The organism is Ruegeria hyattellae (assembly GCF_041537925.1).
Classification (GTDB): domain Bacteria; phylum Pseudomonadota; class Alphaproteobacteria; order Rhodobacterales; family Rhodobacteraceae; genus Ruegeria_C.
This window is the reverse complement of the sequence record NZ_JBGOSH010000003.1, coordinates 1-17,483: the sequence shown is the minus strand read 5'-3', so window position 1 is coordinate 17,483 and position 17,483 is coordinate 1. Positions and strand designations below refer to the sequence as shown.

Here is a 17,483-nt window from a genome sequence, read left to right as displayed (position 1 = left end):
CGTCAGAGCCCAAGCGCCGACTTGGCGATGATCGTGCGCTGAACCTCGTTCGAACCGCCGAAAATCGACAATTTGCGCATGTTGAAATACCCCGGCGCGGCGGCGGGCGCGTGGTCCGGCCCCAGCGGGTCCGCATTGTCTCCGCCATCCAAAAAGTCGGGCAGATAGGGCATCGCGTCCGGCCCCACCGCGCGGCGCAGCAGTGCGCTTAACTCCTGCCGCAGCAAGGTGCCCTTGACCTTGAGCATGGAGCTTTCTACCCCCGGTGCCTGACCTTTGGCGGCCGCGCTTATCATCCGCAGATTGGTGGTGCGCATCGCCATCATATCGATCTCGACCTGCGCCATGCGGGCGGCGAAATGCGGGTTCTGGTCCAGTGGCCTGCCGCCTGTCATTGTTTGCGCGGCGACATGTTTCAGCGTCGCAAGCGCGGCGTCGGAAAACCCGACCCCTGCAATGTTGGTACGTTCATGGGTCAGTAGGTATTTGGCATAGGTCCAGCCCTTGTTTTCCTCACCAACAAGGTTTTCGGCAGGCACAAGGACATTGTCGAAGAACACTTCGTTCACTTCCGCCTCGCCATCGATCAGCACGATGGGGCGGACGGTGACGCCGGGGGTATTCATGTCGATCAGCAGGAAAGAGATCCCCTCCTGCTTCTTGGCCTGGGGGTCGGTGCGCACCAGACAGAAGATCCAGTTGGCGTGCTGGCCCAGCGTGGTCCATGTCTTTTGCCCGTTAACCACGTAATGGTCGCCCTCGCGCACCGCGCGGGTTCTGAGCGATGCCAGATCGGATCCCGCGCCAGGTTCGGAATAGCCCTGACACCACCAGTGTTCACCGCTCAGGATCGGCGGCAGAAAGCGTTGCCGCTGCTCTTCGCGGCCGAACTTGAACAGCACAGGCGCGAGCATCTTCAACCCAAAAGGCACGACACGCGGTGCGTGGGCTCGAGAGGCCTCTTCTTCGAAGATCTGGCGCTGTACGGCATCCCACTCAGCACCGCCATATTCGCGAGGCCAGTTCATCGCCAGCCAGCCCTGCGCATTCAGCATCGCGTGCCAGTCCTGCATCTCGACCTTTGTCAGCCGCTTGCCCAGTCGCACCTTGTCGCGGGTCCGCTCGGGCAGGTTTTCCGCGAGAAAGCGGCGTAACTGCGCGCGAAATTGTTCTTGCTCGGGTGTATAGGCGAGATCCATCAGAAAATCTCGAACAGGCCGGCAGCTCCCTGACCGCCACCGATGCACATGGTCACCACGCCCAGCTTTGCACCCCGGCGCTTGCCTTCAAGCATCAGATGCCCGGTCATGCGCGCGCCGGTCATACCGAACGGATGCCCGATCGAGATCGAGCCGCCATTGACGTTGCAGATCGCAGGATCAATGCCCAGCCGGTCGCGGCAATAAAGCGCCTGGCTGGCGAAGGCTTCGTTCAATTCCCAGAGGTCGATATCCTGCACGCTCAACCCGTGGCGCTCCAGCAGGCGGGGCACTGCAAAGACCGGCCCGATGCCCATTTCGTCGGGCTCACAACCGGCAACGGCAAAGCCCTTGAACGCACCCAGAGGCGTGACGCCTTCGCGTGCGGCCACGTCCTCGTCCATCAGAACCAGTGCCGCCGCCCCGTCGGAAAGCTGCGAGGCGTTGCCTGCAGTGATGAACTGCCCCTCGCCGCGTACGGGGGCGAGGCCAGCCAGCCCCTCCAGCGTAGTGTTCGGCCGGTTGCAGTCATCCATGGCAAATGTCACCTCCTTGCGAGTGACCTCGCCGGTTTCGCGATCCTTGAGGGCCTGTGTCACCGTGATCGGTACGATCTCGTCATCGAACTTCCCTGCTGCCTGCGCCGCGGCGGTGCGCTGCTGGCTTTGCAGCGCCAGCTCATCTTGCGCCTCGCGGCTGACATTGTAACGCGCGGCCACGATGTCAGCGGTTTCGATCATGCTCAGGTAGAGGTCGGGCTTGTGCTCGGTGATCCGCGGCTCCTGCGCTTGCGGCGGGCGCGACGGGGGCATCTGGCTGATGCTTTCGACCCCGCCCGCTATGGCAGCCGGTGCCTTTTCCATCGTGATCGCATGCGCCGCCATCGCAACCGCCTGCAGCCCGGATGAGCAGAACCGGTTTACCGTCGCCGCCGCCACTGTGACCGGCAACCCGGCCCGGATCACCGCTTGCCGGGCGATATTGCCACCGGTCACGCCTTCGGGATAGCCACAGCCGACCAAGGCGTCTTCCAACAGGCCCGTGTCGATACCCGCGCGGGCCACCGCATGTTCGATCGCATGGCCCGCCATCGTCGCCCCGTGGGTCTCGTTGAATGCCCCGCGATAGGATTTGGCCAACCCGGTACGGGCTGTCGAGGCTATGACGGCTTGTTTCATGGCAGTTATCCTTATGTGTTCAGGCTAGAGAATGTCTTGCCTTCGGCCACCAGCCGCTGCAGCAGCGGCGCGGGCTGCCAGAGAAAATCGTCTTCGGCAGCAAATGTTGTGATGTTGCGCAGGATCTTGTCCAGCCCGACGGTGTCGGCATGATACATCGGGCCACCGCGCCAGCGCGGATAGCCATAGCCATTCAGCAAGGTGACATCGACATCTAGCGGGCGCCGGGCGATGCCTTCTTCGATCACGCGTGCGGCCTCGTTCACCATGGCCGCCATGTAGCGGTCGACGATCTCTTGCGCCGAGAGCGGGCGGGCCTTGATGCCCTTGGCGGCGCGTTCTGCTGCAATGATCTTTTCGACCTCGGGGTCCCGTGCGGGGCGACCATCGGTGTAGAGGTAATAGCCCCGGCCGGTTTTGCGGCCAAAGCGGCCCAGCTCGCACAGACGGTCCGCGAACTCGGCGTAGGCTTCGCGCTTGTCGCGGGTGGGGGCCAAGCGTTTGCGGGTGGCCCAGCCTATGTCCAGCCCGGCCAGATCGCTCACCGCGTATGGTCCCATCGCCAGCCCGAACTCGACCAGCGCGCTGTCGACATCATAGGGGCTGGCCCCGGCGATCACCGCACCGTCCAGAGCCTTGCGATAATGCGACAGGATGCGATTTCCGATGAACCCGTCGCAGACGCCCGAACGGACTGCCACTTTGCCCAGCATCTTCGCCAGCGCAAAACCGGTGGCAGTCACTTCGGGCGCGGTGTTGTCGGCGACCACGACCTCTAGCAGTTTCATGACATGGGCGGGCGAGAAGAAGTGCAGGCCGATCACGTCCTGGGGCCGCACCGTCATGGCCGCGATGGCGTTCACATCGAGATACGAAGTGTTGGTGGCCAGTATCGCGCCCGGTTTGCAGACTGCATCCAGCTTGCCAAACACTTCTTTCTTCACATCGAGGCTTTCAAATACTGCTTCAATTACCAGGTCAAATGGCGCAAAATCTGCGTAATCTGTTGTGGTTTTGAAGCATTCCGCCTTGATTTGGCCATATTTCGCCTCAGACAGCTTGCCCCGCGTCACCGCACTTTCCAGCAGGCCGGTCACCGCCGTGCGCGCCCGCTCTGCGGCTTCTGAATTGCGTTCGACAAGGGTAACGTTCAGGCCGGACAGCAAAGCGCTGGTCGCAATGCCCGCACCCATGGTTCCGCCGCCGACCACGCCGATGGACTGGATCGCGCGCGGGGCAAGGCCCTTAATCTCGTCCAGCTTGCCGACCTGCCGCTCGGAAAAAAACGCATGGATCATCGCGCCGCGCTGATCCGAGTTCATCAACTCGTGAAACAGCGCACGTTCCTGCGCCAGTCCTTCGGCGAAGGGCAGGTCAACCGCGCCCTGCAGCGCGTCCAGGGCCTTTTGCGGCGCGATCTGACCACGCGCGGATTTCGCCAACCTGCTGCGTGCCGCGTCGAGCGCGCCCGGCTCCGGCGGATTGCAGGGCAGGGCGCTTGTGGGGCGCGGCGGTTGGCCTGCCTCGATCAGTGCTTTGGCATAGTCCAACCCGGCGCTGCGGGTGTCTTCCCCTTCGGCGATCTTGTCAATCAGCCCCAGGTCCAGTGCTTTTGCGGCACCGATCTGGCGGCCAGTGGTGATCATGTCGATCGCGCCCGAGATCGGCACCAGACGCGGCAGTCGCTGTGTGCCGCCCGCGCCGGGCAGCAGGCCCAGCGTCACCTCGGGCAATCCGAACCGGGCTGAGGCCAGCGCAACGCGGTAATGGCCACCCAGCGCCAACTCCAACCCGCCGCCCAGGGCCGTCCCATGCAGGGCGATCACCACCGGCTTGGCGGTGGCCTCGATCTGGTTGATCACCTCCGGCAGGGATGGGGGCATCGCCGGTTTGCCGAACTCTCGGATATCGGCGCCTGCGATGAAGGTCCGGCCTGCGCAGCAGATCACGATGGCTTTGACATGATGGTCGGCGGCGGCTTGCGCCACGGTTTCGGACAGCCCGGCACGCACAGGCTGGGACAACGCATTGACCGGTGGGTTCGAGACCTCGATGACGGCAAGGTCGCCGAGACGTTCCATCGTGACTGGATTGGTCAAATTCGGTCCCTTTCCGGCGGGTTTTCGCGATGTCTTGAGGGATAGTCCGCCCCGACAGAAATTTCAATATGTAGAATTTCGTGCCTGTATGTGGAATACTTGACCGGCGCTTAGTGGCGACCTTCGCGCAGCCAGCCGGCCAATATGAAGCCCGCCGCCAGGAACAGCACCAGCCAGGGCGGCAGCAGCGCGGTTTGGGTCACGTCGCGGGTTTCATAGGCCCCGCGCGGTGTCAGTCCGATCCAGCCCCGCCCGGCAGCGGGCCGCCCCTCGCGCACCGACCGGATCGACGGCAACCCGTCCTCCAGGCGCATCACGCCGCCGCGCATGGTGGCAAGGATCGGATCGAGGATGTCTCCCGTGGCGATGGTCTGTTCGAACTCCCTCGGCGCGGCGGGACCAAGTCCGATCACCGCATGTCGGTCGCCCTCCTGCAACCGGTAGAGGCCGATCTCTGGGCCGGAATACAGTGCCTCGTAGCGACCGGGCGAGACCTCCTGCAAGGTGACAGTTTCGGACTCGCCATTGGGGCGGGTGATGGTCACCGGACCAACTTCTTCCTCCAGCGTGCGGCGGATGATGCGCATGGTGCGGCCCTGTGCGTCGGCCCAGAGCGCCTCTTCCTCGAGCTCGGGCTCCTTCATCATCCAATGGGCCAGCCGCCGCAGCAATTCCAGTTGCGGCCCGCCGCCGTCATAGCCCCGGCTCCAGAGCCAGGCGTGATCTGAAGCCAGCAGCGCGACCCTCCCTTCGCCAACCCGGTCGAGGATAAGAAGCGGGCGCTCATCAATGCCGCTCATCACAACGTTGCCCGACCTGGGAAAGACATCCACCTGGCGCAGCCACGCGCCCCAGTCCTCGGGGCCGCCCAGATCGGCGGTGACCGGGTGGCGTTGGCCCAGATCGGTCACAACGGGCGTGTAACGGTCTTCGATCACGCGGGCGGTAGGCTGCGCTGGCAGCGTTGGCCCAAGCGGCGAGCGGTATATACTGTCGGCAGCGGCGAAATCGGGACCCGCGGCGACCAGAACTGCGCCGCCATCGGCGACATATTGCGAGACATTGTCCAGATAGATCGCGGGCAAGATCCCGCGCCGCTTGTAGCGGTCAAAGATGATCAGGTCGAAATCGTTGATCTTTTCCAGGAACAGCTCACGCGTGGGGAAGGCGATCAGCGACAGCTCATCCACCGGCACCCCGTCCTGCTTTTCGGGCGGGCGCAGAATGGTGAAATGCACCAGGTCAACGGCGCTGTCAGATTTCAGCAGGTTGCGCCAGGTGCGCCCGCCCGGATGGGGCTCGCCCGAGACCAACAGCACCCGCAGCCGGTCGCGCACGCCGTTCATCTGGATCAGCGCAGTGTTGTTGCGGTCAGTCAATTCCCCCTCGGCGGCAGGGACGGTGAACTGGATCACGTTGCGCCCGCCATGGGTGAGCGTCACCGGCAGGTCGATATCCTGTCCGATCGGCACGGTGAATAGATCCGGCTCGGCCCCATCCACCGAGATTTGCAGCGGTGCCGACCGCTGGTCCGGTGGTGACGCGCCGCTATCCTCGATCCTCAGCGTCAGAGTGACCGGCTCGTCGATGATGGCAAAGGCCGGGGCGTTCTTGACGATGAGGCGGCGATCCCAGTCGTCGAAGGTCCCGGACAGCAGCAAATGCATCGGTGCGGGAAGCTGGGGCGCCATGTCGGCATCATGCACGCGGCCATCCGAGAGCGCGATGATTCCGGCAACCCGCGCGCGCGGCTCTTCTGCCAAAACCTCAGACAGCGCGCTCATCAACTGGGTGCCGGCGTCCCCTTCGCCATCGCCGACGCGGACACGCCGCAGCTCGGTGTTGTCGCGGGCCTCGATCGTGGTTGCAAGCGCCTCGGCTGCGTCCTCGTTCTGTTGCGCGCGGTCGGCGAGGGTCTGGCTGGCGCTGTGATCTTCCAGCAGGATCACGATGTCGCTTAGCGGGGACCGGTCCTCGATCTGATAGGCCGGGCCTGCTAGCGCGCCCAGTAGAACGAGCGCCGCGAGGCCCCGCAACGCCCAGCCCGACAGGCCGCGCCAGAGTGCCAGTATGACCCCGGCAGCGGCAAGAAACGCCAGAACAGCCAGGGCCGGCCAAGGGATCAGCGGATCAAAGACGATGGTTCCGGTCATTGGCCCAACCTGTCCAGCAACGCAGGTACATGCACCTGGTCGGATTTGTAATTGCCGGTCAGCACATGCATCACCAGATTGACGCCAAAGCGATAGGCAAGTTCGCGCTGCCGCTCGCCGGTAAATCCACGACCGACCGGCAGAAGGGGGCGGCCATTGCGGTCAATAGCCCATGCCGCAGCCCAGTCATTGCCGCCGATGATCACCGGCGTGACCCCGTCATTGAGGTTGCGGAACGGCATGCCCTCGATCTGCTCAGCGTCGGGTGGGGCAGCTTCGACCCAGACATCGGTGCCCTGATGGCGACCCGGAAAATCCTGCAGCAGGTAGAAGGTGCGGGTCAGCACGTGATCGCGTGGCACCGGTTCGAGTGGCGGCACATCCAAAGGCGCCGCCAGTTGCTGTAGTTTGCGACCGTTGGGGCTGCCTGTTCCGAACCGTGCGATATCGGCGTCCCGCGTGTCAAAGAGGATCATGCCGCCTGATCTAAGATAGGCGTTCAGTTTGGCATAGGCCGCGTCCGAGGGTAGTGGTTGCTCTGGCGAGATCGGCCAGTATAGGAAGGGAAAGAAGGACAGCTCATCGCGCTCAAGATCTATGCCGACCGGCTCGACCGGTTCTACCGATGTGCGATAGCTGAGTGTTTCGCTGAGACCTCGCAATCCGGCCTGTGCCACATCGTCGACGTTGCGGTCGCCGGTCAGTACATGGGCCAGCACCAGTTCCGCAGTGGCGGCCAGCGCGAAGCCGGTATCTTCGGCCTCCTGCGCCTGTGCCTGTGCCTCGGGTGCTATCAGGGATACCAGCAACAGCGGGGACAGCGCGGCCATCCGCAAGCGCCCCGAAAGCGCCAGCGAGGCGATCACGTCGAGCAGCAGCAGCAGAATCGCGAGACTCAGCAAGGGGCCGCCCAGAGGTGTCTCACGTTCGACCGAGAGACCCTCGACCGGGATATCGGCAGGCCAGATCGCAGGGATCAGATCGGCATCGGCGGTCAGCACATTGCGCGCCAGTCGCCTGTCTTCGCTGGCATAAATACCTGGTCGCAGGTCAGGGCCAAGCGGGTCTTCGACCAGCGCGGCCCCTTCGACACCCGGCAGGTTGCCCGCATCCTTGAACGCGCCGAACCCGTCCAACACCTGCACCGGGGTCCATGTGGTGCCCGCCAGATCCTCGGCCTCGGGCGGTTTGGCCGAGGACGAAACGGCAAGCCGTTCCAGCATTTCAACGAAGAGCCCGGAGAGCGGCAGGCTCGACCACTCGGCGTTGGCAGTGACGTGGAACAGCACGATCTGCCCCTGGCCCAGCGGTTTGCGGGTGACCAGCGGCGTGCCGTCGCTGAGCGCGGCGATCACCCGATCGGCGAGTGTCGGATCGGGCTGCGCCATCACTTGCGCGGTGACCCGGACATCGTCAGGGACCGGCAGGCCGAAAAACGGCGAAGTATCGGGGAAGGGGGCCAGCGCCTTGGGCTCGCCCCAGCTCATCGCGCCCCCCACGGATCGCCCGCCAGAGCGCAGGCGCACCGGCATCAGCGGGTGTTCGTCATTGCGGCTGACCTCGCTCGCGGCAAGGCGCGGCCCGGCGAAGCGCAGCAGCAGGCCGCCTTCTTCGACCCATTCGGTAAGAGCGGTTTCCTCGGCACCAGACAGCGTGGCCACATCGGCCAGCACGATGACATCGGGTTTGGCGGGCAGGATATCGGTGAGCGCGCCGTTCAGCAGTTCGGCGGTGGGCTGCAGCGCCTGCTCCAGATAATGCAACGGCGACAGCAGCTCCAGCCCCTCGCGATCCTCGCGTCCTGCGATCAACGCGACTTCGCGCCGGCGCAGGCTGTCATCGGCCAACGTCACAGCACCGGCGGAGCGTTGTCCCTGCACTTCGAACCGGGTTATCCGCGCGCGCAGTTCCGAGGGCAGCGACAGGGCGGTTTTGGCATGGGTTTCACTACCCGGGAAGCTCGCAGTGGCCGAGGCCAGAACCCGCGCCGTGCCGCCCGGATCGCGGCCGTGGGCCAGAATCGTAGCCTCTTGCGGCAGGTCCGATGGGCTGCGGATCGCATGCAGCTGGATCGCGCCATCCTCGAAGAAAGAGGGTAGCATGCCCAGAACCGGTTTCTCGGTCTGGTAGACGCTGATCGGGCCAGCGCGGTCCAGCGCCGCAAGAATGCGATCGCGGCCGGCATAATCCAACCCGTCGCTGAACCAACGCGTCTCGAAGCTTTCCTCGATGGACTCGATGGCGCCTTCGGCACTTTCGATCTGCGCGGCGGCGGGCTGCCAGGGCATCGGACCTAGCCCGGCCAAGCGGTTGCGCCAGACATCGGCGCTCTGGAATACGGGTTGTTCCGGCGCACTCAGACGCAGGATCGAGACCGGCCTGCTGGTGCGCCCCGCTTCGCCAAGCTGTGCATTCAGCAGCGCCATTTTGTCAGGCCAGCCGGTCGCCCCGGCCCAGCTGGCATCCAGCACGATCAGCAGCGGCCCGGTGCCGCTGGCCTCGCGTGAGGGGTTCAGCACAGGTCCGGCAAGGCCGACGATCACCGCGGCCACGGCCAGCATTCGCAGCAACATAAGCCACCACGGTGTCCGGTCCGAGACGCTTTCGTCGTCGCGCAGTCCGAGCAGCAGGGTGACAGCGGGAAACAGGCGGCGGATCGGTGCGGGCGGGACTGCGCGCAGGATCAGCCACAGAACCGGCAGCGCCAGCAGACCCAGCAACAGCCAGGGTGCGGTAAAGCCTATGCCGCCAATCACGGTCACCGATGGCCACCATCAAGCGCGCGGTATAGCCACAGCAGCGCCGCCTGGGCGCTGTCCCCCGTATGATGCAGCCCGAACTGCCATCCGGTCGCGTGACACAGGTGTTTCAGCCTGTCCTTCCTTTCCGCCAGCCTGGCAATGTAACGCGGCTTCAGGTCCCCGGCTTTCAGGGTTTCGTGGCGCAACGTGCCGCCGACGCTTTCGAAGATGGTCCGCCCCTGATATGGGAACTCTTCTTCGGTGGGATCAAGGGTCATCATCAAAACCCCGCGCACGCCGCGATCGGCGGCTTTGGTCAGCGCCAGCTCCACCTCGTCTAGATCGCCCAGAAAATCCGACAGGAACACGGCGCGCGCATGGGGGATCATGGCGCGGTGTTCGGGCGGCTGGTAATCGGGCTCGGCATCCTGCGCCCAGGCCTCGGCCAGTCGGATGATCTGCGCATTGCCACGACGCGGTGGCAGTGTAGTGCCGGTCAGCCCGACCCGCTCGCCGCCTCGGATCAGAAGGATTGCGATGGCCAGTCCGACCAGCCGTCCACGGTCGGCCTTGGTCGGCAGGGCCTTGTCCGAGGCAAATCGCATCGACGCCCCCTGATCAACCCAAAGCATCACCGATTGCGCGATCTGCCACTCGCGCTCGCGCACGAATTGCTGGTCGCCGCGCGCCGACCGGCGGTGATCGATCAGACGCTTGCTGTCGCCGTGTTGTGCCGGGCGGTATTGCCAGAAATCATCGCCCAACCCGGCGCGGCGGCGACCGTGATCGCCCAACAGGACGGTGCCCGCCAGATGCTCGGCCCGCGCCAGCAGGGGCGGCAGGCGCGATGCTTCGGCCTCGGATCGTTCCCTGAGGGTCAGGGCAGGTGTCACGCGGCGGCCTCGGTCCGGCTGAGGCCCTGCGCGGTGCTGTCGATCAGATCGGCCAGGCGGTCACCGCGTGCACGGGCGGCAAAGTTCAACGCCATACGGTGGCTGAGAACCGGGCGCGCCATGTCCAGCACATCCTCGGCATTGGGCGCCAGACGACCCTGCAGCAACGCGCGCGCGCGCACCGTCATCATCAGGGCTTGTGCGGCACGCGGACCGGGGCCCCAGGCCACGGTTTCGGCCACTTGTTCAGACACGCCCGCCTCATCAGGCCGGAAGGCGCGCACCAGATCGAGGATGAGATCGACCACCGACTCGCCCACCGGCATCCGCCGCAGCAGGGTCTGGGCGGCCAGCAATTCGTCGCGGGTAAAGACCTGGGTTGCCTCGGCCTCTTCCACGCCGGTTGTGGCGAGCAGAATGTCGCGCTCGGTGTTGCGGTCAGGATATTCCACGTCGACCTGCACCAGGAACCGGTCAAGTTGTGCTTCGGGCAGGGGATAGGTGCCCTCCTGCTCGATCGGGTTCTGCGTGGCCAGTACGTGGAATGGTTCTCCCAGCATGCGATCCTCACCGGCGACGGTCACCGTCTTTTCCTGCATCGCCTGCAGCAGCGCCGATTGCGTCCGCGGGCTGGCGCGGTTGATCTCATCTGCCATTAGCAATTGGCAAAAGACCGGACCGGTCACGAAGCGGAAATGACGCGATCCGTCCTCCGCGGTATCCAGAACCTCGGAGCCCAGAATGTCCGCAGGCATCAGGTCGGGTGTGAACTGGATGCGATTGCCCTTCAGCCCCATCACTGTCGACAGCGTTTCGACCAGCAGGGTCTTGCCCAGACCCGGCAATCCGATCAGCAACGCATGGCCGCCACAAAGCAGCGCGGTCAGCGTCAGGTCCACCACTCGCTCCTGCCCGATGAAGCGGCGGGTGATCGAGGCCTTGGCCTGCTGAAGCTTCTCTTCCAGCGCTTCGATCTCGGCGACAAGGTCGGTCGGATCAGACATGACATTCCTTTCTGTGGGCGTATATGGTTGTGAGTGTATCTCTCTCACCGGAAATGGCAAAACCAATGAGCGAACAAAAGAGCGTTACACCCTCGGCGGATGGCATTGCGGCATCGGTCCGGGAGGCTGGCAAGCGCGGATTGCCTCCGGTGCATCTGTGGAATCCGCCCTTTTGCGGAGATCTGGACATGCGCATCGCGCGGGACGGGACGTGGTATTATCTTGGCACGCCCATTGGTCGGCCAGAACTGGTACGGCTGTTCTCGTCGGTGCTCAAGAAAGAGGATGGTAGGTATTTCCTGGTGACGCCGGTGGAAAAGGTTGGCATCACCGTGGATGACGCGCCCTTTCTTGCGGTGGATTTCGAGGCGATCGGCAGCGGCACCAATCAGGTGCTGGAATTCATCACCAAGACAGAAGACAGCGCCATTGCCGGGCCTGACCATCCGATTCGGGTTGAGCGTGACCTCGAAACTGGCGAGCCGTCGCCCTATATCCACATACGCACCGATCTTGAGGCGCTGATCGACCGCAAGAGCTTTTACAGGCTGGTCGAGATTGGCGCCCATTCCGACGGCTGGTTCGGCGTCTGGTCCGCTGGTCAGTTTTTTCCCATTATCCCGTCCGAGGAATTGAACGCTTGAACGTTAGATGCGGGGTTTGTTGACAGGCGCGGCTTCATCGATTTATTTTCCGCGCAAAAATAATAACGGGAGAATGCCGTGTATCTGGGACTTGATCTGGGCACGTCCGGGCTACGCGGGCTGCTGACCGAAGAGGATGGCCGCGTCGTCGGCTCGGCCGAGGCCACTTATACCAACCCGCATCCGGCGCCGGGCTGGTCCGAACAGGACCCCGCAGACTGGATCAGGGCCTGTCAGGCTGTCATGGCCACGCTTTCGGAGGCGTATCCACGGGAAATCAGTGCGTTGCGGGGCATTGGGCTGAGCGGTCATATGCATGGCGCGACGCTGCTGGGATCGGATGACGCGGTTTTGCGGCCTTGCATCCTGTGGAATGACACAAGGTCCGCGGATCAGGCAAAATGGCTGGATGCGCAGCCAGGTATTCGCGAAAGCTCGGGCAATATTGTGTTTCCCGGCTTTACCGCGCCCAAGCTGCTCTGGGTCGAAGAGCACGAGCCGGAGGTGTTCTCAAAAGCGGCCAAAGTGTTGCTACCTAAAGATTATCTGCGCCTGTGGCTGACCGGAGACCATATCAGCGACATGTCCGACAGCGCCGGGACTACCTGGCTGGACGTGGGCGCGCGCGACTGGTCCGGGTCCGCGCTGGAGGCCAGCCACATGCGGCGGGAACAGATGCCCGATCTGGTCGAGGGCAGCACGCCCGGTGGGCAGCTGCGCGCGGCGCTTTGCACCGAATGGGGCATCACCGGGCCGGTGATCGTCGCAGGGGGAGGCGGCGACAATGCGGCTGCGGCCTGCGGGGCGGGTTGTTTTGCTGAAGGCACCGGCTTTGTCTCGTTGGGCACCTCGGGCGTGCTGCTGGCAGCGCGCGACAGCTTTGCACCTGCACCGGAAACGGCGGTGCATTCGTTCTGCCACGCGGTACCGGGGCGCTGGTACCAGATGGGGGTGATCCTCGCGGCCACCGATTGCCTGAACTGGCTGTCGCGCAGTGTCGGTCAAAGCCCCGAGGCGCTTGCCGGGGCTTTGTCGGGCAGGATTTCGGGGCCGGGTGCGCTGACCTTCCTGCCGTATCTGTCGGGCGAGCGGACACCGCATAACGATGCAGAGATGCGTGGGGCCTTTGTTGGACTCGATATAGGGATGGGCAGCGACGCCCTGACCCGCGCTGTCATGGAGGGGGTCGCCTTCGCCCTGCGAGACAGTCTTGAGGCACTGCGCAAGACCGGTGCCAAACTGGAAACGGTGCTTGCGGTTGGTGGCGGCACGAGGTCGCGATTCTGGCTGGAAACGCTGGCCTCGACCCTTGGTTTGTCGCTGGCCCTGCCTGCGGGTGGAGAGTTCGGGGCTGCTCTGGGTGCGGCCCGTCTGGCGATCTGTGCTGAAAGCGGTGCCAACCCGGATCAGGTCATGACTGCGCCCGAGGTCTCGGAAACCATCTCCCCGCGCACCGAGCTGACCACTCTCTATGACGAGGCATACCTGTCGTATCGCAGGCTTTACCCCGCCCTGCGTCAGGCCGGTAAATGACCCGGTGGGCGCAATCCCTGTCTGCGGTCCTTTTGCTGGCAAGCGCCAGTGTCGCCGGTGCCGATATCCCCAATCTGGGCCCCGCGCCGGTTTTCACCGAGCCTGACATCGAGCGGGCCGCACTGGGCCAGTTGCTGTTTTATGACCCGATCCTGTCCGGCAACCGCAATATTTCCTGCGCGAGTTGTCATCATCCCCGGTTCGGCACTTCGGACGGGGTGTCGCTGTCGCTGGGCGAGGGGGGAATAGGGCTGGGTCCCGACCGGCACCCCGACCCCGCGAACCTGCCCGAGCAACGCTTGCCGCGGAACGCGCCTGCGCTGTGGAATCTTGGCGCAAGCGAATTCACGGTGATGTTCCATGACGGACGGCTAGAGGTCGCCTCGCAGGAACCAAACGGCATCCGCACGCCGCTGGGTGAGGATATGACCGCAGGCTTCGATTCCGTCCTGTCGGCGCAGAGCATGTTTCCAGTCCTGTCCGCCGACGAGATGGCCGGTCATTACTCGGAAAACGAGATCAGCCGCTCCGTGCGGCTGGGCCTGCTCAGCCAACAGGGCGGTGCCTGGGACCAGCTTGCCGCCCGCGTTCAGGCCATTCCCGCCTATGCCGATGGGTTGCAGATGGTGCGGCGCGTGGAGGAAAGCGACGGATTTCCGCTGATCTCGAACCTGATCGCCGATTTCATCCGCTTTGAGTGGCGGGCCGACAACAGCGCCTTCGACCGCGCCATGCGTGGCGATGGGGTCCTTGACCCTGCAGCGCAGCGCGGTATGGAGTTGTTTTATGGCAAGGCAGGATGCGCGGAGTGTCATTCCGGCTGGTTCCAAACCGATCACGCCTTTCATGCCATCGCCATGCCGCAAATCGGTCCCGGAAAATCGGCCCGTTTCGAGAGCCACGCGCGCGATGAGGGCCGGATGCGGGTTACCGGCGATGCGGCGGATGCCTATGCCTTCCGCACCCCTTCGCTGCGCAATGTCACGCTGACCGCGCCTTACGGGCACAATGGGGCTTACACCGATCTGGACTCGGTGATCCGTCACCATCTGGATCCGGTTGCGGCACTGGAGAGCTATCGGATGGAACAGGCCCTGTTGCCCGCCCTGAAAGATGCCAAGGATACAAGCGCTTTGCATGATCCGCAGGAGCTGGCACGTATCGCGGCGGCAAGTGATCTTGCGCCGCTGGCGTTGGGTGATGCCGAGATAGCGGACCTGATTGCATTTCTGGGGGCGCTGACGGATGACGCCAGGCGACTCGGTGTGCCCGAAACCGTGCCCAGCGGATTGCCAGTAGACCGCTAGCTATTGTGGTGAAGCGTAATCTGGGTGTTGGCCGCAACACTCCGCCAGTCCGAGCTTGATCCGTCCGGCCAGATCACCCGGATGTCAGCCGTTTCATCCGCGCCCAGCCCGAAATGTAGCGGCCCGGCACTGCCGCCGGCATGGCCACCGCCGACTGTGACTTCTCGGGTCTGCACACCTCGGGCGCTGCGCAGTTCGACAAACGCCCCAACCGCTTGCCGGTTCGGCGCGATGCTAGTGACCTCCACCATCAGCCAGTTGCCTTGCGCGCCGGTGTTTTCGTACAGCTCCATCGGTGCACGCCGGTTCACCACCGCAAGATCCAGCGCGCCGTCCAGGTTCAGGTCAATCAGTGCCGCGCCGCGCGACCGCGCCATCGAGGCGATCCCGGCCTCTGCCGCCGTCTCGACAAACCGCCCGCCAGCTTGCTGCACCAGCAGCGTGTTGGGGTCTTTCATGGCCGCATCCGGCATCTGCTCGACATTGCCCTTGGCCACGAAGATATCGTCGCGCCCGTCGCTGTTCACATCGCCAAATGCCGCATGCCATCCGGTCGAAGGTCGCCCGTCGTCGCCCGTATGCGGGCGATGAGCCGTGGTGCCCCGGTCATAGGTGGCATCGCGCCAGACGGGTCCGCCCGGGGCGGGGTCGAAACTCTGGAATTTCTGGTCGCCCATCGAGGTCAGATAGATCTCGGGGAAACCATCGCCGGTCAGATCGCGCGAGGCAATGCCCATGCCCCAGAGACTGTAGGGCTGCCATCCCTCACCTTCGGTATAAAGACGCGGGGTGTCTTCCATCGCCCACATCTGCTCCTGCCCGCCGCGCACGTAATAGTGCCGATCATTGCTGACCCGCAGGTCGGCGCGACCTGTGCGGCCCCAGTCGGAAAACAGCATCGACAGCGCGCAGAAACCTGGCTCCAAGCGTTCTGGCGGACCATAGCGGTTGCCGTCGGGGCGATAGAGCAGCGTGGCGTCGCAGGCCTCGAACGGGCCTTTGGGATCAGCGCGGTCCACATAGGTTCCGAAGGCCAGCGTCGGCAGGCTCTGCCCGGCCTCCCAGGTGGCGGAGAACGCGGTGGTCCAGTGATCGCCCGAGGTGAGTCCCATCCCCTCGAAAGGCGTGAACGTGCAATCGCCTTGACCCCGTAGCAGCAGGTCCGGCCCGACCCGCAAAATGGCAAGGTCGAGCTCCTCATCACCGTCGATCTCAACCGGATAGGCCCCGGTGACGCCGATGAGGGACAGGGCGTCCGGCGTGTCTTCCTCAAACTGTAGCGCGCCGCCCGGGCCTCCGGTTCGATTGCGCATCAGGCGGGAAGGGGCCTCGCCACCGGCGGCGTACAGCTCGGGCAGGTCATCGCCATCGCAATCGAACGCGGCCACACCGCCACCCACGAAATGTTCCCAGCCCCCTTCATAGATATGGTGAGGTATCGGCCGGGCCTCGAACGCGACCGGGTCGGCATGGCACGGCAGGGTAAGCAACAACAGCGGCAGCGTCTTAAACAGGTGCATTGACCACCTCTCGGGCGGCGCGGGCCGAGACCTGTTCGATCCCGTAGGCGGCGGCGCCTTTGGCCCACATCAGGTCGCCCCAGTGATGCACTTTGATTTCGGGCAGCGGTGCGTCGACCTCGACAACCGAGCGTTTCACGCTGTCCAGCACCCGCTCTTCGTACAGGTGATCAAAGGCGATCTGCGCGCCGGACAGCACAATCAGTTGCGGGTCGAAGATATTGATCAGGTTCGACAGGCCCATGGCAAACATTTGGCCGGCCCGGTCCAGCACCGATTGCGCCAGCCGGTCGCCCTCTCGTGCGGCGGCCAGAACATCTGCCACGCTGCGCGGTCGGTCGCCCAGGGTCTGGATGTTGGCCTCGCGCAGCAGTGCGTAATCGCCCACATAAGCTTCAAGGCAGCCACGCTGACCGCATTGGCACAGCGCGCCGCCATTTTGCACCTTGGTGTGGCCGAACTCGGCCCCGCAGCCGCGCGCGCCACGGTAAAGCTTGCCATCCAGAACGATCCCCATCCCGACCCCATGCTCGATGGTGACCACGAGGAAATCGCGATAGCCCTGACCGTCGCCAAAAAGCTGCTCGGCGATGGCCACCAGATTGGCGTCATTGTCGATGAAGACGGGGCTGGAGAGTTTGCGGGACAGGATCTCGCCGAACTCGACATTGCGTTCGGTCAGCGACGAGGACCAGTGCACGAAGCCTTTGGGAGCGTCGATCTGACCGGGCAGGCCGATGGCAATGCCCGACAGGCTGGGATTTTCCAAGTCTGCCTGTGCGCAGGTATCCGCGATGGCGGTCTTGATCTCGTCTGCCAGTTCCTCGCCGGTCATGCGGGCGCTGCGCAGATCGTGCTTATGCAGGGCGATCTCGGTCCCGTTGAAATCCACCAGCAGCACGGTGATGTTCTTTTGCGACACCTTCAGCCCTGCGATTCTGTGTGCTTCACCTCTGAGTTTGAGCAACACACGGGGGCGGCCACGCTTGGCCTTGGTGCCCGCCGTGCCTGCGTCCTGGCTGATTTCCTCGATTAGCCCCTCATCCAACATGTCGGCGGTAATCGCGGTCACGGTCGCCGGGCTGAGCCCCGTGGCCGAGGCGATGTCGATGCGCGCGATCCGGTTTGCCGCACGGATTTCTTCGAGGATTCTCAACCGGCTGACCTCTCGCTGGTCGGCTGCCGCAGGGGTGGGTCTGGGCGCATTCATGG

The 17,483-nt window shown here is 64.3% G+C and carries 12 protein-coding genes; 3 read left to right on the top strand and 9 right to left on the bottom strand.

The features are described 5' to 3' along the window. Nucleotides 1-2: 2 nt before the first annotated feature. The 7 genes from AB1E33_RS07500 to AB1E33_RS07470 all read right to left on the bottom strand — a co-directional run bounded on the left by AB1E33_RS07500 (nt 3) and on the right by AB1E33_RS07470 (nt 11,267). On the bottom strand, nt 3-1,199 hold the full coding sequence (locus AB1E33_RS07500; RefSeq protein ID WP_372576649.1) for an acyl-CoA dehydrogenase family protein: 1,197 nt from the start codon (nt 1,197-1,199) through the stop codon (nt 3-5). Next, nucleotides 1,199-2,377, bottom strand: coding sequence for an acetyl-CoA C-acyltransferase (locus AB1E33_RS07495; protein WP_372576648.1), 1,179 nt, complete (start codon nt 2,375-2,377; stop codon nt 1,199-1,201). Before AB1E33_RS07495 ends, AB1E33_RS07500 begins: the two co-directional genes overlap by 1 nt. An 11-nt stretch (nt 2,378-2,388) precedes the next feature. Continuing rightward, nucleotides 2,389-4,476 carry an FAD-dependent oxidoreductase gene (locus AB1E33_RS07490; protein ID WP_372576647.1) on the bottom strand — a complete coding sequence of 696 codons (2,088 nt, stop codon included), beginning with the start codon at nt 4,474-4,476 and terminating at the stop codon, nt 2,389-2,391. 110 nt (nt 4,477-4,586) lie between these two features. Then, nucleotides 4,587-6,629 (bottom strand): hypothetical protein, encoded by a 2,043-nt coding sequence (locus AB1E33_RS07485; RefSeq protein ID WP_372576646.1) that lies wholly within the window; start codon nt 6,627-6,629, stop codon nt 4,587-4,589. Next, the gene (locus tag AB1E33_RS07480) at nt 6,626-9,391 is read right to left on the bottom strand and encodes a DUF4159 domain-containing protein (protein ID WP_372576645.1); all 2,766 of its coding nucleotides are present in this window, start codon (nt 9,389-9,391) and stop codon (nt 6,626-6,628) included. Before AB1E33_RS07480 ends, AB1E33_RS07485 begins: the two co-directional genes overlap by 4 nt. Then, on the bottom strand, nt 9,388-10,263 hold the full coding sequence (locus AB1E33_RS07475) for a DUF58 domain-containing protein (RefSeq protein ID WP_372576644.1): 876 nt from the start codon (nt 10,261-10,263) through the stop codon (nt 9,388-9,390). The genes AB1E33_RS07480 and AB1E33_RS07475 overlap by 4 nt, the downstream gene beginning before the upstream one ends. Next, on the bottom strand, nt 10,260-11,267 hold the full coding sequence (locus AB1E33_RS07470; RefSeq protein ID WP_372576643.1) for an AAA family ATPase: 1,008 nt from the start codon (nt 11,265-11,267) through the stop codon (nt 10,260-10,262). The genes AB1E33_RS07475 and AB1E33_RS07470 overlap by 4 nt, the downstream gene beginning before the upstream one ends. Nucleotides 11,268-11,332: 65 nt before the next feature. Between AB1E33_RS07470 and AB1E33_RS07465 the strand changes: the two genes are divergently transcribed. The 3 genes from AB1E33_RS07465 (at nt 11,333) to AB1E33_RS07455 (ending at nt 14,751) form a co-directional block, all read left to right on the top strand. Continuing rightward, entirely contained in the window at nt 11,333-11,911 is a 579-nt protein-coding gene (locus AB1E33_RS07465; protein WP_372576642.1) for a DUF1285 domain-containing protein, read from the top strand. Nucleotides 11,912-11,989: 78 nt separating this feature from the next. Continuing rightward, nucleotides 11,990-13,444, top strand: coding sequence for a xylulokinase (gene xylB, locus AB1E33_RS07460; protein WP_372576641.1), 1,455 nt, complete (start codon nt 11,990-11,992; stop codon nt 13,442-13,444). Next, a complete protein-coding gene (locus tag AB1E33_RS07455; protein ID WP_372576640.1) occupies nt 13,441-14,751 on the top strand; it encodes a cytochrome-c peroxidase in 1,311 nt (436 codons plus the stop codon). Before xylB ends, AB1E33_RS07455 begins: the two co-directional genes overlap by 4 nt. Here AB1E33_RS07455 and AB1E33_RS07450 read toward each other — a convergent pair. Together AB1E33_RS07450 and AB1E33_RS07445 are read right to left on the bottom strand one after the other, a co-directional pair. Continuing rightward, on the bottom strand, nt 14,748-16,271 hold the full coding sequence (locus AB1E33_RS07450; protein ID WP_372576639.1) for a CRTAC1 family protein: 1,524 nt from the start codon (nt 16,269-16,271) through the stop codon (nt 14,748-14,750). The genes AB1E33_RS07455 and AB1E33_RS07450 overlap by 4 nt on opposite strands. Further along, nucleotides 16,258-17,481, bottom strand: coding sequence for an ROK family transcriptional regulator (locus AB1E33_RS07445; protein WP_372576638.1), 1,224 nt, complete (start codon nt 17,479-17,481; stop codon nt 16,258-16,260). The genes AB1E33_RS07450 and AB1E33_RS07445 overlap by 14 nt, the downstream gene beginning before the upstream one ends. Nucleotides 17,482-17,483 lie beyond the last annotated feature (2 nt).

Bases quoted from the DNA above. Each gene is read 5' to 3' on its own strand.
- AB1E33_RS07470 (WP_372576643.1), bottom strand. From the start codon at position 11,267: ATGTCTGATCCGACCGACCTTGTCGCCGAGATCGAAGCGCTGGAAGAG.
- AB1E33_RS07465 (WP_372576642.1), top strand. From the start codon at position 11,333: ATGAGCGAACAAAAGAGCGTTACACCCTCGGCGGATGGCATTGCGGCA.
- AB1E33_RS07495 (WP_372576648.1), bottom strand. From the start codon at position 2,377: ATGAAACAAGCCGTCATAGCCTCGACAGCCCGTACCGGGTTGGCCAAA.
- AB1E33_RS07500 (WP_372576649.1), bottom strand. From the start codon at position 1,199: ATGGATCTCGCCTATACACCCGAGCAAGAACAATTTCGCGCGCAGTTA.
- AB1E33_RS07445 (WP_372576638.1), bottom strand. From the start codon at position 17,481: ATGAATGCGCCCAGACCCACCCCTGCGGCAGCCGACCAGCGAGAGGTC.
- AB1E33_RS07450 (WP_372576639.1), bottom strand. From the start codon at position 16,271: ATGCACCTGTTTAAGACGCTGCCGCTGTTGTTGCTTACCCTGCCGTGC.
- AB1E33_RS07485 (WP_372576646.1), bottom strand. From the start codon at position 6,629: ATGACCGGAACCATCGTCTTTGATCCGCTGATCCCTTGGCCGGCCCTG.
- AB1E33_RS07455 (WP_372576640.1), top strand. From the start codon at position 13,441: ATGACCCGGTGGGCGCAATCCCTGTCTGCGGTCCTTTTGCTGGCAAGC.